Source organism: Clostridium chrysemydis (genome assembly GCF_015234215.1).
GTDB lineage: Bacteria > Bacillota > Clostridia > Clostridiales > Clostridiaceae > Clostridium > Clostridium chrysemydis.
Window position 1 is genome coordinate 22,947 of record NZ_JADEKP010000010.1, and the last position, 14,720, is coordinate 37,666.

The window sequence follows — 14,720 nt, forward strand, 5'->3', positions numbered from 1 at the left end:
TATCTAGATGCCTAAAAATGTAGGAAAAGTGGTTCAAGTAGTAGGACCAGTTGTAGATATAAAATTTGATACTGAGTCACTTCCAAACATATATAACGCTATTGAAATCGACATGGGTGATCACATGCTTATCACTGAGGTTGAGCAACATATCGGAGACGATATAGTAAGAACAATAGCTATGGAAGCGACTGAAGGATTAAAAAGAGGAATTAAAGCAGTTGACACAGGACATCCAATATCAGTACCAGTTGGAAAATGTGTTTTAGGAAGATTATTTAATGTACTTGGTAAAGAAATAGATGGTGAAATTGCAGGGGATGTAGATGCTACAGAATTCTACCCTATACACAGATCAGCACCATCATTTGAAGATCAATCAGTTCAACCAGAAATGTTTGAAACTGGTATTAAAGTAGTTGACCTTTTAGCACCATACCAAAAGGGTGGTAAGATAGGTCTATTTGGAGGAGCTGGAGTTGGTAAAACAGTTCTAATCCAAGAGCTTATAAATAACATTTCTAAAGAACATAGTGGATTATCAGTATTCACAGGTGTTGGAGAAAGATCAAGAGAAGGTAATGACCTTTACTATGAAATGAAAGAATCAGGAGTTCTTAAAAATACTGCATTAGTATTTGGACAAATGAATGAGCCACCTGGAGCTAGAATGAGAGTTGCACTTACAGGGTTAACTATGGCTGAATATTTCAGAGATAAAGGCCAAGACGTGTTACTTTTCATAGATAATATATTCAGATTCTCACAAGCAGGTTCTGAAGTTTCAGCCTTACTAGGAAGAATACCATCAGCAGTTGGTTACCAACCAACACTAGCTACTGAGATGGGTGCATTACAAGAAAGAATCACATCAACTAAGAGTGGTTCAATCACATCAGTTCAAGCGGTATACGTACCTGCTGATGACTTAACAGACCCAGCACCAGCTACAACATTCTCTCACCTTGATGCAACAACAGTTTTATCAAGAGGAATAGCTGAAAAAGGTATTTATCCTGCAGTTGACCCAATAGAGTCAACTTCAAGAATTCTTGACCCTAGAATAGTTGGTGAAGATCACTACAAAGTATCTTCACAAGTTAAACATATGCTTGAAAGATATAAAGAACTTCAAGATATCATAGCTATCTTAGGTGTTGATGAATTATCAGATGAAGATAAAGTAACTGTTGCAAGAGCAAGAAGAGTTCAAAACTTCTTATCACAACCATTCTCAGTTGCAGAACAATTCATCGGAATTCCAGGTAAATACGTACCGATAGAAGAGACTATAAGAGGGTTCAAAGAAATAATAGAAGGTAAGCATGATGATGTTCCAGAATCAGCATTCTTATTTGTAGGAACTATAGAAGAAGTTTTAGAAAAAGCTAAAATAAAAGCATAAGAAGGTGTTATCGTATGAGTAGTACTTTTAAAATGCAAATAATAACTCCAGAAAAGACTGCATTTGATGGAGATATACAAAGCATAACAGTACAAACTGGAGAAGGATATATTGAACTTATGGCTCGCCATGAGTCTATCCTACTAAAAACTCTACCTACTATAGCGAAAGTTGTTTTAGGAGATGGTACTAAAGCTGAGTATTTTATATCTAGCGGAATTGCAAAATTTGAGGGAAATGAGCTTAAACTTTGCGTAGGTGCTTTAGAAACTAAAGAAGATATTGATTTAGGAAGAGCAAAAGAAGCTAAAGATAGAGCAGAAAAAAGATTAAAAGAATCTAATTGGAATGAAAAAAGAGCGCAAGCTGCGCTCCAAAGATCAATCCTTAGAATTAGATTAAAAGAGCAATAGTAAAAAGACCATACTTTTTAAAGTATGGTCTTTTTTTTGAGTGTTTTTTATTAGCACAAAAAATTAATAACAATAATAATATATATAGAGGAAAACTGTATAAACTTTTAAAATGTGGACAATACTTAAAACGAAAGGTAGGGGTATTATGGGAATAAAGAGAGTTATTATTTTTATTTGTACTATTTTTGTTTTAGGGATTTCGAATTCTGAAAGTTTAAATACAAAAAATTATTATTATTTTGAAGAAGATGTTATTAAAAAAACAGAGTTTGCTAATAATGCTGTAAAAATTCAATACGAAACTAATTTAAGTATAGAGGATGAATATAAGAGAGTTTGCGATATTTTAAAAAAAGATTATGAAATAAAGACTTCAGATAAATTAAAATTAGAGGGGAAATATTCCCTAGAATTTAGTGCTTGGAGAGAAGGAAATAGAACTTTTGTTGAAGGTATTATTTCAAATAAGGATACAAAAACAAATTCAAGAAATCTTAAGAAAGAATTGAAAAAAATACAAGATGATAAAATCCAAAATATAAATTATTTTAACTATTATAAGGGTAAAATAAAAGTGAAAAACAACAACATAGACAAACTTGATATAAATTCTCTTAACTTAAATGGAGAATTTGTTAAAATTCAAAATGGATACACAGGAAAACTTACATTAGGAGATGGAAGCAGATTAAATTATTCCGTTATGAGTTATGATACTGGAATTTATTTAATTATAGGAACTCCTATTATTTTCAAAACGTATTAACAATTTTTTTGGAGGAAAATATGGAAAAAATCATAGTAAAGGGAGTTAAGGAACTAAAGGGAGAAGTTAATATAAGTTCAGCTAAAAATGCAATATTACCTATAATAGCTGCAACTATATTGTGTGATGAAAAAGTTATAATAAAAAATACTCCAATGCTTGAAGATGTAAGTGTTCTTATAGAATTGCTTAGAGAATTAGGGGCAGAGATTAAATATTCAAATATAACAGATGAACTAATTATAGATAATTCTAATTTAAAGTTAGTAGATACTATAGATAGCTTAGTTAAGAAAATGAGAGCATCATTTTTAATAATGGGGCCAATTCTTTCAAGATTTGGTTACTGTAAGCTTTCGCTTCCAGGTGGATGTAATATAGGAAGTAGACCTATAGATCTACATTTAAAAGGCTTTAAATTATTAGGAGCTGATATAAATAAACAATATGGTTATGTTGAAACAATGGCTACTAAATTAAAAGGTAACAGAATATATTTGGATTTTCCATCAGTTGGAGCAACAGAAAATATAATTATGGCTTCAGTCCTTGCTAAAGGAGAAACTATAATTGAAAATGCAGCAGAAGAACCAGAAATTTATGATTTAGCTAATTTTTTAAATAAAATGGGCGCAAAAATTTATGGCGCAGGTAGAGGTAAAATAACTATTATAGGTGTAGATAAGCTTAAAGGAACAACACACACTCCAATTTACGATAGGATAGAAGCTGGTACATTTATGGTAGCTGCTGCTATTTCAAAAAGTGTTATTGATATTAAAGGCATTGATGATGATAATTTAAGACCTATAATAGAAAAGTTAAAAGAATGTGGAGTGAAATTTATAAATTATAAAGATGGAATTATTGTAGATGGTAGAGGAAACAAATACCCTATAGATATAAAAACATTGCCACACCCTGGTTTTCCAACAGATATGCAACCTCAAATGATGGCATTACTTTCAACTATTGAAGGAGGAAGCGTTATAACTGAAACTGTTTTTGAAAATAGATTTATGCATGTAGCAGAACTTACAAGAATGGGTGCAGATATAAAAATAGACGGGAAAACAGCATTAGTTAACGGTGTATCAAAACTTACAGGATGCGAAGTTAAATCAACAGATTTAAGAGCAGGTGCAGCTATGATTTTAGCAGGACTTGTAGCAGAAGGCGAAACTATAGTAGGTGATGTTTATCATATAGATAGAGGATATTTAAATATAGAAGAAAAGTTTAAAAAATTAGGTGCAAATATTTATAGAGAAGATAGGTGAAAAACCAGTAGTATTAGCTACTGGTTTTTTATTGTTTGAATAATGTGATTTAGTAACATAAAGAAAAATCTGTAAGTAATATTTCTTTTTAGTAGTTAATATAAATAGAAGAGGTGCAAAGGGTGAAAAGGAGGTTTTTTATGAGAAGAGACGAGCTTTTTGAAAATATAAAAAGTTTACTTAGTTTAACTCTTATAATAGTAATATTTATAGGTGTTATACCACATATACTTTTAGGGAATGGAATTGATAACTTTTTAAAAGAGAATTTTAGTGAGAAAACCACTGATTATAAATCAAAAAATGTAATTCAAATTAGCGGAAGTGATAAAGCTAAAGTTTATAGAACTAAAAGTAAAAAGGTTGAAGAGATGCCTGTTGAAGAATATATTATGGGCGTTTTATGGAGTGAGATGCCTGTTGATTTTAATGAGGAGGCGCTAAAGGCTCAAGCTATAGCAGCTAGGACATATTATTATAGTAAAAGAGCTGAGAAATGTAATGAAGGAAATGGAGCTGAAATTTGTGATAGTGTCCATTGCCAAGCATATATAGATAAGAATGCAAGGTTAGAAAATTGGGATGAAAAAGCTCGAGATAAAAATTATAAAAAGATAAAAGAAGTTATAGATGATACTAAAGGGATGGTTTTAACTTATAATGGAGAACTTGCATTATATCCACAGTACTTTTCAACTAGTAGTGGAAAAACAGAAAACGCAGAGGATGTATTTTCATCAAAAGTTCCATATTTAGAATCGGTTGATAGTCCAGGAGAAGAGGTTTCTCCAAAATTTGAAAGTGAAAAGAAACTAAAAAATAAAGAGTTTGTTGAAATATTTAAAAAAGAATATAAAGACACTGATATAAAAGAAAAGAATCTAAAAAAATATATAGAAATTAAATCAAGAACAGATGGTGGTTCGGTAAAGAGTATCAAAATAGGAAATAAAACAATTGAAGGAACTAAATTTAGAAAGCTATTTGATTTAAAATCAGCAAATTTCGAATTAGAGTTTTCTAAAGATGCAGTAACTATAAAAACTAAAGGATATGGGCATGGTGTTGGAATGAGTCAATGGGGTGCAAATGTTATGGGGAAAGCAGGCAAGACATTTGATTATATTTTGAAGCATTATTATAAAGGAACTGAGATTTCAAAAATTTTTTATAAGTAGAAGAATAAAAGGGTGATATTTGGACATAATCCAAATATCACCCTTTAAATTTAAGAAAATTAATCCAAAATTGTATTAATTTATTAAAAGGGGGACAGAATATACACGGGAGGTGTTTAAATTGAAAAAACACAACAAAATAGCCGAAGGATTTAAAAATTTTAAAGAAAAATTACCAAAAGTATTTAAAAAAGACGGAGTTTTATTATCTTTATTTATTATTTTATGCGCTGTAACTATAGTAGGGACTGTTGCGATTAAAAAATCAAAGATAACAGAACAAGTAAAGAAAAATCCAAATACTGAATTAACTTTAAACGTTGATGATAAAAATAAAGATGAACAAAAAGAAACTATGGATAATTCACAAAGAGTAGAAAACGAAGAAAAAGGTAATACTAAAGAAGATAAAAAAGAAGCAAAAGCTGCTTCAGCAAAAGTTAAAAACGAATTCGTAGCACCTGTTATGGGAAAAGTAGTAAGAGACTTTAAAAGCCCTCTTAAAGACGGTGCTGGTAGAAGAATATTACCTGGAGTGACTATAGCTTCAGAAAAAGGAACTGATATAAAATCAGCTGAAGCTGGTGTTATTGAAGAGTGTAGAGACGACGCTTTTTATGGAACTACTGTAACTGTTAAGCATGCAAACGGTGTTAAAACTGTTTATTCAAATTTAGATAAAAAATTATCAGTTAAAAAAGGCGATAAAGTTACTAAGGGCCAAGTTATAGGTAAAGTTGGAGCTACAGCTAAAGGGTTAGATATTTTACTTGAAGAAAACAAGATAAAAGATAGTTTCTGTAATATCGAGATGACAGAAACTAAAGATAACAAAACTAAAAGTGTAGATCCAACTAAATTCTTAGAATTCAAATAAAAGATATAGTCGGCATAAATTGCCGGCTATTAAAATTAAGGAGGGATTATCTTGAAAGATTATATTGAAGAAAGAGTATTAGAAGTAGCACAATATATAATTGATTCGAAAGCTACTATTAGGAAAACGGCGAAAGTTTTTGGGGTTAGTAAAAGCACAATTCATAAAGATATGACAGAGCGATTACCAAAGATAAACCCAGAGATAGCGGAGCAAACTCACTCTATTCTTGAGATTAATAAAGCTGAAAGACACATAAGAGGCGGAAAAGCTACGAAAATGAAGTACAAAACTGCAAAATAACAAATAAAAAAGTCACTATTGAACGAAAACTACATTCAATATATAATCAATATTAGAAATAATTTCAAAAAGTTTTATTATCATTAATAAAATATTAATAATGGGAGTGAAAAATAATGTGGTTTTGGAGAAAAGGAACAGAACTTGGAATTGACCTTGGTACTGCTACGGTATTAGTTTATATGAAGGGCAAAGGAATAGTTCTAAAAGAACCTTCAGTAGTGGCTATTAATAAGAACACAGGAAAGGTACTTGCTGTAGGGGATGAAGCAAGACTTATGATAGGTAGAACACCTGGAAATATTGTAGCTGTAAAGCCGCTTAGAGAAGGTGTAATCTCTGATTATGATGTAACAGAAAAAATGTTAAAAGAATTTATAAAAAAAGCATATGGAAATAAAAAAATCAGAGCGCCTAGAGTTATGGTTTGCGTTCCATCTCAATCTACAGAAGTTGAAAAGAGAGCTGTTATGGAGGCTGCTAGAAATTCAGGAGCAAAAGAGGTACATCTTATAGAAGAACCTTTAGCTGCGGCTATCGGGTCAGGACTTGATATAACTAAGCCTGACGGACATATGGTAGTGGATATTGGCGGAGGTACATCAGATATAGCTGTTATCTCTCTTGGAGGAATAGTAGTAAGAGAATCAATCAAAATAGCAGGAAATAATTTTGATGAATCGATTATAAGATATGTTAGAAATAAATATAAAATGATGATCGGTGAAAAAACAGCAGAAGAAGTTAAGATTACTACAGGTTCAGTATTTAAAGATTCAAATGATAGCAAAGCATCTATTAAAGGTAGAAACCTAGTTACAGGCTTACCAGATCAAATAGAACTTTCATCAGAAGAACTTAGAGAAGCATTACTTGAACCGGTAAATATTATAGTTGAAGCGGTAAAGAATGTCCTAGAAAAGACACCACCAGAACTTTCAGCAGATATTATAGAAAAAGGAATATTAATGACCGGCGGAGGGTCTCTTTTATACGGCTTAGATAAGCTTATTCAAAAAGAAACAGGAGTAGACGTTAATATATCAAGTAATTCTATAGAAGCTGTTGTAGAGGGTACTGGAGAAGTTTTAGGATACATAGACAAATTAGATTCATCTATAAATGGAAGAGAAATAGTTTTAGTAGATTAATAAATAAGGATGTTACAAGTTTTTGTAACATCCTTTTATTAATGGAAATTTAAATGATAAGCGTGTATGAATCCATATGAAATAGTTTTAGCTATATTATATATAAGAGATAATCTGATGGAGCGTGAAGAGAAAAAATCAGTATTGTCATTAGAATCAACAATTCCAACTAAAGATATGTCACCAACAGACTGCAGAGTCTTTCCAACACCTTTTCCAGGCCTTATAGGGTAGTCTCTTATATGAATTTCACCTATAGATTCTCTAAGGCCTAAGCAAGCATCTATTCCTATAATTAATGAATCTTTGTGAGAATCCTTTATTTCTTTTATTTTACTATCTATATTTAAGGCATGGATAGGATTATCTATAGTTCCGTAAACCGGAAGAGGGAAATTATTTTCTTTAAGAATACTCCCAACTAGAGGTCCTAAAGAGTCTCCTATAAATTTATCAGTTCCTATGCATACTATTACAGTATTTTCACATATATAATCTTTTAAGTTAGTTGCTAGTGCGTAATATGCTAAAGGGATTTTATGATTTATTTTTATATCCAAAAGCTTCACCTCCATGAAAATATATATGAATTTAATTTTTGAAATAGTAGTAAATGAATAAAAAATATATTAGATGGAGATTAATTATAAAAAGGAGGTGAGTTTTTTTGAAAAAGAAATATGTAATTGCATCTATTATTTTTTTAGCTTTAGTATCCTTTTGCGCTATAGTAATTTTTAAACCTTCATTAGAAAGCGCAGAAGTAAGCGGTAAAAATATTGAATCTAAGGAAGAAAAAAATATAGAAAAAGAAATATATAAAGTAAATAAAGAGGACCTTTTAAAAAAGCTTAGCAAATCAGAAAAAGAGGAATTAGATAAAATACTTAAAAATATATCATCTGTCGATATAGGTAAGATTGAACAATATATGAGTAATAATGATTCGAAAAAGGATGTGAAAGATGCCTTAAGTTTACTTAACAAAAGACTTGGAAAAGCTGATTATAACAAGGTTATCGAGATACTTTCACCCTACGTTGACTTAAGGGTTTTTAATTAAAATGCATAAAATATATAAATAGGTGTAAACGTAAGAAAAAGAGAGAAAGTGTGAGAAAATATAGAATAATATCGTTTAAATGGGTAAATTTAGATTTGAAATAAGTTTGGTATGAATATATACTAACTATTGTCGGTTGGCGGTTCTCGCTGATCTGGCGAAAGAAAATTTCAAATTTGGTGGAGTTCCCGAGTGGCCAAAGGGGGCAGACTGTAAATCTGTTGCAAGTTGCTTCGAAGGTTCGAATCCTTCCTCCACCACCATTTTAAATGGGCGCATAGCTCAGCTGGGAGAGCACCTGCCTTACAAGCAGGGGGTCACAGGTTCGATCCCTGTTGTGCCCACCATTTAAATTTTAAATATTTGAAATACTATAAGCTGATGTGGCTCAATTGGCAGAGCAGCTGACTTGTAATCAGCAGGTTATCGGTTCAAGTCCGATCATCAGCTCCATAAGGTGGAGTTCCCGAGTGGCCAAAGGGGGCAGACTGTAAATCTGTTGCAAGTTGCTTCGAAGGTTCGAATCCTTCCTCCACCACCATTTTAAAATGGGCGCATAGCTCAGCTGGGAGAGCACCTGCCTTACAAGCAGGGGGTCACAGGTTCGATCCCTGTTGTGCCCACCATTTAAAATTTATTTATCTTACAATTATATAAGCTGATGTGGCTCAATTGGCAGAGCAGCTGACTTGTAATCAGCAGGTTATCGGTTCAAGTCCGATCATCAGCTCCATAGGGTGGAGTTCCCGAGTGGCCAAAGGGGGCAGACTGTAAATCTGTTGCAAGTTGCTTCGAAGGTTCGAATCCTTCCTCCACCACCATTTAAACACTAAGTTTTTGCTTAGTGTTTTTTATTTGTTTTTTTAAATATTATATTAATTAAATACAAATTAAAAAAATCTCAAAAATTACAAGGAATATTTACGAAAAATGTTATTGACTATAATATATTTATTATGTTAGAATACAAAAAGATACAAATTGAAAATATAAATTAATTATTGCTTATCAAGAGAGGTGGAGGGATACGGCCCTGCGAAACCCAGCAACCTACAAAGTGTGTGGTGCTAATTCCTGCAGAGAGAAAAAGATTTTTAGCTGCAAAGATAAGAGAGATTAGTACGTAAGCTACTCTTCCTTATCGAAGAGTTTTTTTTACGTAAAAAAACAAAGTAAATAAGTTAATATTTAATTTTAGGATGGATACAATTCCATATTCATTTTGTAAAAATTTTTTTATAAAAAGGAGAACATGAAATGAGAAGATTATTTACTTCAGAATCAGTTACAGAAGGACATCCAGATAAAATATGTGACCAAATATCAGATGCGGTTTTAGATGCTATATTAGATAAAGACCCTATGGCAAGAGTTGCTTGCGAGACTTGTACAACTACAGGTATGGTTATGGTTATGGGAGAAATCAGTACAAACTGTTACGTTGATATCCCTAAAGTAGTTAGAGAAACGGTTAGAGAAATCGGTTATGATAGAGCAAAATACGGATTTGACTGTGATACTTGTGCAGTAATGACAACTATAGACGAGCAATCAAGAGATATCGCTATGGGAGTTGATGAAGCTTTAGAATCAAGAGAAGGTCAAAAAGATGAGGTTGAAGCAGTAGGTGCTGGAGACCAAGGAATGATGTTTGGTTACGCAACTAACGAAACTGAAGAGTTTATGCCAACACCAATAGCTATGGCACACAGATTATCAAGAAGACTTACAGAAGTAAGAAAAAATGGTACTTTAAAATACCTTAGACCAGATGGAAAAACTCAAGTTACTGTTGAGTATGAAAATGATATGCCAAAGAGAATAGATACTATAGTTATATCAACTCAACACGATGAAGATGCTACTTTAGAGCAAATTCAAACAGATTTAAGAGAGCACGTAATAAACGCTGTTATACCATCAGAATTATTAGATTCAGAAACTAAATACTTTATAAACCCAACTGGAAGATTCGTTGTTGGTGGGCCACAAGGAGATAGTGGTTTAACAGGAAGAAAAATAATAGTTGATACTTACGGTGGAATGGGAAGACACGGTGGTGGAGCTTTCTCAGGAAAAGACTCAACTAAAGTTGATAGATCAGCTGCTTACGCTGCAAGATGGGTTGCTAAAAACTTAGTAGCAGCTGGAATAGCAGACAAATTAGAAATCCAATTAGCTTACGCTATAGGTGTAGCTAAACCTGTATCAATCCAAGTTGATACTTTCGGAACAGGTAAAAAATCAGAAGAAGAAATAATTAAAATAGTAGAAAGAGTATTTGATTTAAGACCAGGTGCTATAATAAAAGAACTTGACTTAAGAAGACCTATCTACAGACAAACAGCAGCTTACGGACATTTCGGAAGAACTGATGTTAGCTTACCTTGGGAAGAGTTAAACAAAGTAGAAGAAATAAAAGAATTAATGTAATAAATATTAGCCATCCTAATTTAGGATGGCTTTTTATTTTAATTTGATAATTTAAATACCATTTATGAATAAAAAAGTTAAAATTATAAAGTGTTTTTTACGAAGAATAAAGCATTTTTAAATAAAGAGAAGCTTAGCTGAATAAAAGGTTAAAAGTATGTATAATTATTCAGAGGAATATACAAAATTTACAGATAATACACAAACACTAGCAAATGATTTGGTACAATAAAAGCAAACACAAAATGTAAAAAGTAAACAAAAGCAGAGGAGGGTATTGAGATGAAAAAGAAAAAGAAATTTAGTTTTCCTACAGCGTTTACAGTTTTGTTCATTGTGTTAATTTTAGCAGCAATTTTAACTTACATTATTCCGGCAGGTTCTTATTCTAAGTTAAGTTATGACAAAGACAACGGGAAATTTGTTATAACTAATCCACAAGGAGAAGAAAGCACGGAAGAAGCAACACAGGCTACTTTAGATAAGTTAAATATCAAAATTGATATTTCAAAATTTAAAGATGAAAGTATAAATAAACCAGTTGCTATTCCAGATACTTATGAGCAAGTAAAATCTCATCCACAAGGATTCAAAGAGATTGTAGAGGCACCTATCCAAGGGGTATATGATACAGTAGATATAATTCTATTTGTACTTATAATTGGAGGAGTTATAGGAGTTTTAGATGCTACAGGAGCATTTAATGCAGGTATAGCAAGCCTTTCAAAAGCGACTAAAGGTAGGGAATACTTATTAATAGTTATCCTTGGAATCTTAGTAGCTTTAGGAGGAACTACTTTCGGTATGGCAGAAGAAACTATAGCGCTATATCCGATATTAATACCTATATTTATTTTCTCAGGTTATGATGCACTAGTTTGTATCGCAACTATTTATATGGCATCTTCTATAGGTACGATGTTCTCGACTGTAAACCCATTTTCTTCTGTAATTGCATCAAATGCAGCAGGAATTAACTTTACAGAAGGGTTAACATTTAGGTCTGTAGGACTTGTAATAGCTTTAGTAATAACTTTAGTATACATAATTAAGTATGCAAATAAAGTTAAAAAAGATCCTACAAAATCACTAATTTACGATCAAAAAGAAGAGATAGAAAATAAATACAGAAGTGAGGAAACAGAAGTCCCAGTATTTACTTTAAGATTAAAGATAATGCTTATAATATTTGCATTAACATTTGTAGTAATGATTTGGGGTGTTTCAACTCAAGGTTGGTGGTTTACTGAAATGACAGCATTATTCCTAGTATCAGGAATAATATTAGGTGTTATTTCAACTTTAAACGAAAAAGAATTTGTTAATAAGTTTATAAGCGGGGCAGCAGATTTAGTAGGTGTTGCACTTACAATCGGTATAGCTCGTTCAATTAACTTAGTTTTAGAAAACGGACAAATATCAGATTCGATTTTATACTACTTATCAAATGCTGTAAAAGGAATGAATGGTTCAATATTCATAGTTTTAATGCTATTTATCTTTATGATTTTAGGATTCTTTATCCCATCATCATCAGGACTTGCAGTATTATCAATTCCAATTATGGCACCACTTGCAGATACAGTAGGACTTCCAAGAGATGTTATAGTAAGTGCATACCAATTCGGTCAAGGACTTATTTCGTTTATAACACCGACTGGATTAATACTTGCAACTCTAGCAATGGTAGATGTTACTTATAATAAGTGGTTAAAATTTGTTATGAAATTAATGGTAATAATAGCTGTCCTTTCAGCAATCTTACTTTTAATCCAAATACATTTATAATAAGAGTAAAAAAAGCTACTACTTTAGAAATTTCTAAAGTAGTAGCTTTTTTTATTTTAGGATAGAAAAGTTATTAACTTTAATTTATAATCTTTATAATAGATTGGGGTGAAATATTATGAAAAAATATATAGGTTATTTAGATACGGACTTTGGAATAATAGAAATTAAGGGAACTAAAGATTATATAACTCATATATCTTTTGTAGAAGAAATAAAAGAAGAACTAGAAAACGAAAATATAAAACTATGTAAAAGAGAACTAAAAGAATATTTAAATGGAAAAAGAAAAAAATTCACAGTTAAGATTGAATTTTTAGAAGGAACAGAATTTAGAAAAAAAGTATGGGAAGAAGTTTACAAAATACCATACGGAGAAACTAAAACTTACAAAGATATAGCAAAAGCTATAGGAAACGAAAAGGCATCAAGGGCTGTTGGTGGCGCTATAAACAAAAATCCTATTTGCATAATCGTAGGGTGTCATAGAGTTTTAGGAAGTAATAATAAATTAATAGGATATGCATACGGATTAAATTTAAAAAAAGAATTACTTAATATTGAAAATAAAGGGGCATTATATGAGTAAAAAAGAATACATAAAAGAAACGATTTTTAAAGGGTCTAGCGGACTCGCTTTTGGAATTTTAGTAACTTTAGGTATAGGGCTATTATTAGAAACTATAGGTAAGATGACTGGACTTTCAGATTTAGTTACTATAGGGACTATAACAAAGACGCTTATGGCACCTGCAATTGGTGCTGGAATTGCTTTTTCTTTAGGAGGGAATTCTTTAATAATATTTTCATCTATGGCAGCTTCAACTATCGGAGCTTCAGCGATTAAAATAGGAGAAAATGCATTAACTATAAGTGGAGGAGAGCCTATCGGGGCTTTGTTATCTTCTGCATTTTGTATATACATAGGTAAAAAAGTTTTAGGGAAAACAAACTTAGATATGATGATAGTTCCCCTTCTTTCAGTTTTAGGAGGAGGACTTTTTGGGATTTATATATCAAAAATAATAAATCCTATTTTAAATTTTTTTGGAGGATTTATAACATCTAGCGTAGAGTCAAACCTTTTATTGTCATCTATAGTTATAGCTGTTATTTGGGGAGCTTTAATAATTTCTCCAGCATCATCAGTTGCACTTGCAATAGCATTAAATTTAAATGGTGAAGCATCAGCTGCAGCCTTAGTAGGTTGTACAGCTATGTTTGTTGGAATTACAGTTATGTCTTATAAAGAAAATGATTTAGGGGGAGTTTTAGCTTTATTTATCTGTACTCCTAAATTACAACTACCAAACCTAACTAGAAACTTAAAGCTTATAATTCCGCCTCTCTTAGGAGCAATTATAGCATCACCTATAGTTGTTATACTATTTTCTTTAAAAGCTGATGTATCTATAGCAGGAATGGGGCTTTGTGCTTTTGTTGCACCTATAAATATTTTAGCAAATTACGGCTTAAGTACACTTTTGATTAGTTATGTGTTTGGGTGCATAATTATTCCGGGAGTAGTGAGTTATGTTGTATATTTATTCATGATTAAAAATAATTTAATAAATAAAGGTGACTTAGTTTTACCAAAATAAAAATATGCCTTGTAATAAAGATATTACAAGGCATATTTTTATATATAGATATCATTTAAAAACACGTCTATAAGGCTTTTTTGATAAACTTTTACAAGTAAATCATCAGGTCCTTTAAAATAAGTGAAGTTCTTTTTAGTAAGAGGGTCCTCTTTTATATCGTAAGTTTCTATTCCTTTAGATTTTAGTTCTGAAATAGTAGAATTTAAACTTTTAACTTCTAATTGTAATTTAGATAGAGCTAAACCATCTAATTCGTTATTCTCATCGTCGTAGCTTATTAATTCTAAAAAGTTATCATTATATTTAAGTTTTAAAATATATTTATTATTAGCCTTATCGAAAGATTCATTAAATACCTTAAAACCTAATATATTAGTATAAAAATCTTTTGTTTCTTTGTAATTTGAGTTTTTAATGTAGAAATGATTCACAATTTTAAAATCCATAAATTCATCA

15 protein-coding genes, 7 tRNA genes and 1 riboswitch are annotated in these 14,720 nt (G+C 31.3%); of the genes, 20 read left to right on the top strand and 2 right to left on the bottom strand.

What is annotated here, in order from left to right; all coding sequences use genetic code 11:
- Positions 1-7: 7 nt before the first annotated feature.
- The 8 genes from atpD (at position 8) to mreB (ending at position 7,376) form a co-directional block, all read left to right on the top strand.
- On the top strand, positions 8-1,405 hold the full coding sequence (atpD, locus tag INR60_RS15490) for a F0F1 ATP synthase subunit beta (protein ID WP_194192409.1): 1,398 nt from the start codon (positions 8-10) through the stop codon (positions 1,403-1,405).
- Between the two features lie 14 nt (positions 1,406-1,419).
- Positions 1,420-1,818: an ATP synthase F1 subunit epsilon gene (atpC, locus tag INR60_RS15495; protein ID WP_194192410.1), complete on the top strand. Its 399-nt coding sequence runs from the start codon at positions 1,420-1,422 to the stop codon at positions 1,816-1,818.
- A 148-nt stretch (positions 1,819-1,966) separates the two neighbouring features.
- A complete protein-coding gene (locus tag INR60_RS15500; RefSeq protein ID WP_194192411.1) occupies positions 1,967-2,587 on the top strand; it encodes a hypothetical protein in 621 nt (206 codons plus the stop codon).
- A 20-nt stretch (positions 2,588-2,607) separates the two neighbouring features.
- Complete coding sequence (gene murA, locus INR60_RS15505) at positions 2,608-3,867, top strand: UDP-N-acetylglucosamine 1-carboxyvinyltransferase (RefSeq protein ID WP_194192412.1); 1,260 nt, start codon at positions 2,608-2,610, stop codon at positions 3,865-3,867.
- Between the two features lie 140 nt (positions 3,868-4,007).
- The gene (gene spoIID / locus INR60_RS15510; RefSeq protein WP_194192413.1) at positions 4,008-5,045 is read left to right on the top strand and encodes a stage II sporulation protein D; all 1,038 of its coding nucleotides are present in this window, start codon (positions 4,008-4,010) and stop codon (positions 5,043-5,045) included.
- A 121-nt stretch (positions 5,046-5,166) separates the two neighbouring features.
- Positions 5,167-5,922 (top strand): M23 family metallopeptidase, encoded by a 756-nt coding sequence (locus INR60_RS15515; RefSeq protein ID WP_194192414.1) that lies wholly within the window; start codon positions 5,167-5,169, stop codon positions 5,920-5,922.
- Between the two features lie 51 nt (positions 5,923-5,973).
- Entirely contained in the window at positions 5,974-6,225 is a 252-nt protein-coding gene (gene spoIIID, locus INR60_RS15520; protein ID WP_194192415.1) for a sporulation transcriptional regulator SpoIIID, read from the top strand.
- Positions 6,226-6,341: 116 nt separating this feature from the next.
- Positions 6,342-7,376: a rod shape-determining protein MreB gene (mreB, locus tag INR60_RS15525; protein ID WP_194192416.1), complete on the top strand. Its 1,035-nt coding sequence runs from the start codon at positions 6,342-6,344 to the stop codon at positions 7,374-7,376.
- Positions 7,377-7,414: 38 nt separating this feature from the next.
- Here the strand turns inward: mreB and yyaC are convergent, their stop codons facing one another.
- Complete coding sequence (gene yyaC / locus INR60_RS15530; RefSeq protein ID WP_194192417.1) at positions 7,415-7,951, bottom strand: spore protease YyaC; 537 nt, start codon at positions 7,949-7,951, stop codon at positions 7,415-7,417.
- Positions 7,952-8,043: 92 nt separating this feature from the next.
- Between yyaC and INR60_RS15535 the strand changes: the two genes are divergently transcribed.
- From INR60_RS15535 to INR60_RS15590, 12 genes are all read left to right on the top strand, one after another.
- On the top strand, positions 8,044-8,439 hold the full coding sequence (locus tag INR60_RS15535) for a hypothetical protein (RefSeq protein WP_194192418.1): 396 nt from the start codon (positions 8,044-8,046) through the stop codon (positions 8,437-8,439).
- A gap of 178 nt (positions 8,440-8,617) precedes the next feature.
- Positions 8,618-8,702, top strand: a tRNA-Tyr gene (locus tag INR60_RS15540).
- A gap of 8 nt (positions 8,703-8,710) precedes the next feature.
- Positions 8,711-8,786: transfer RNA gene (locus INR60_RS15545), tRNA-Val, on the top strand.
- Between the two features lie 30 nt (positions 8,787-8,816).
- A tRNA-Thr gene (locus INR60_RS15550) sits at positions 8,817-8,892 on the top strand.
- A gap of 3 nt (positions 8,893-8,895) precedes the next feature.
- Positions 8,896-8,980 (top strand) — tRNA-Tyr (locus tag INR60_RS15555).
- Between the two features lie 9 nt (positions 8,981-8,989).
- Positions 8,990-9,065 (top strand) — tRNA-Val (locus INR60_RS15560).
- Positions 9,066-9,096: 31 nt separating this feature from the next.
- A tRNA-Thr gene (locus INR60_RS15565) sits at positions 9,097-9,172 on the top strand.
- 3 nt (positions 9,173-9,175) lie between these two features.
- Positions 9,176-9,260, top strand: a tRNA-Tyr gene (locus tag INR60_RS15570).
- Positions 9,261-9,441: 181 nt separating this feature from the next.
- Positions 9,442-9,552, top strand: a riboswitch (SAM riboswitch).
- A 144-nt stretch (positions 9,553-9,696) separates the two neighbouring features.
- Positions 9,697-10,872 (top strand): methionine adenosyltransferase, encoded by a 1,176-nt coding sequence (metK, locus tag INR60_RS15575; RefSeq protein WP_194192419.1) that lies wholly within the window; start codon positions 9,697-9,699, stop codon positions 10,870-10,872.
- A 282-nt stretch (positions 10,873-11,154) separates the two neighbouring features.
- Positions 11,155-12,660 (top strand): YfcC family protein, encoded by a 1,506-nt coding sequence (locus tag INR60_RS15580; protein WP_194192420.1) that lies wholly within the window; start codon positions 11,155-11,157, stop codon positions 12,658-12,660.
- Positions 12,661-12,778: 118 nt separating this feature from the next.
- Entirely contained in the window at positions 12,779-13,249 is a 471-nt protein-coding gene (locus tag INR60_RS15585) for a methylated-DNA--[protein]-cysteine S-methyltransferase (protein ID WP_194192421.1), read from the top strand.
- The gene (locus INR60_RS15590; protein ID WP_194192422.1) at positions 13,242-14,261 is read left to right on the top strand and encodes a PTS sugar transporter subunit IIC; all 1,020 of its coding nucleotides are present in this window, start codon (positions 13,242-13,244) and stop codon (positions 14,259-14,261) included. Before INR60_RS15585 ends, INR60_RS15590 begins: the two co-directional genes overlap by 8 nt.
- Positions 14,262-14,299: 38 nt before the next feature.
- On the opposite strand, the gene INR60_RS15595 is transcribed toward INR60_RS15590, so the two are convergent.
- Positions 14,300-14,710 (bottom strand): VOC family protein, encoded by a 411-nt coding sequence (locus tag INR60_RS15595; RefSeq protein ID WP_194192423.1) that lies wholly within the window; start codon positions 14,708-14,710, stop codon positions 14,300-14,302.
- Positions 14,711-14,720 lie beyond the last annotated feature (10 nt).

Excerpts from the sequence above, each read along its gene's own strand:
- INR60_RS15585 (WP_194192421.1), top strand. The coding sequence starts at position 12,779 with ATGAAAAAATATATAGGTTATTTAGATACGGACTTTGGAATAATAGAA.
- yyaC (WP_194192417.1), bottom strand. The coding sequence starts at position 7,951 with ATGGAGGTGAAGCTTTTGGATATAAAAATAAATCATAAAATCCCTTTA.
- spoIID (WP_194192413.1), top strand. The coding sequence starts at position 4,008 with ATGAGAAGAGACGAGCTTTTTGAAAATATAAAAAGTTTACTTAGTTTA.
- INR60_RS15590 (WP_194192422.1), top strand. The coding sequence starts at position 13,242 with ATGAGTAAAAAAGAATACATAAAAGAAACGATTTTTAAAGGGTCTAGC.
- INR60_RS15580 (WP_194192420.1), top strand. The coding sequence starts at position 11,155 with ATGAAAAAGAAAAAGAAATTTAGTTTTCCTACAGCGTTTACAGTTTTG.
- atpD (WP_194192409.1), top strand. The coding sequence starts at position 8 with ATGCCTAAAAATGTAGGAAAAGTGGTTCAAGTAGTAGGACCAGTTGTA.
- atpC (WP_194192410.1), top strand. The coding sequence starts at position 1,420 with ATGAGTAGTACTTTTAAAATGCAAATAATAACTCCAGAAAAGACTGCA.
- mreB (WP_194192416.1), top strand. The coding sequence starts at position 6,342 with ATGTGGTTTTGGAGAAAAGGAACAGAACTTGGAATTGACCTTGGTACT.
- INR60_RS15500 (WP_194192411.1), top strand. The coding sequence starts at position 1,967 with ATGGGAATAAAGAGAGTTATTATTTTTATTTGTACTATTTTTGTTTTA.
- murA (WP_194192412.1), top strand. The coding sequence starts at position 2,608 with ATGGAAAAAATCATAGTAAAGGGAGTTAAGGAACTAAAGGGAGAAGTT.
- INR60_RS15595 (WP_194192423.1), bottom strand. The coding sequence starts at position 14,710 with ATGGATTTTAAAATTGTGAATCATTTCTACATTAAAAACTCAAATTAC.
- metK (WP_194192419.1), top strand. The coding sequence starts at position 9,697 with ATGAGAAGATTATTTACTTCAGAATCAGTTACAGAAGGACATCCAGAT.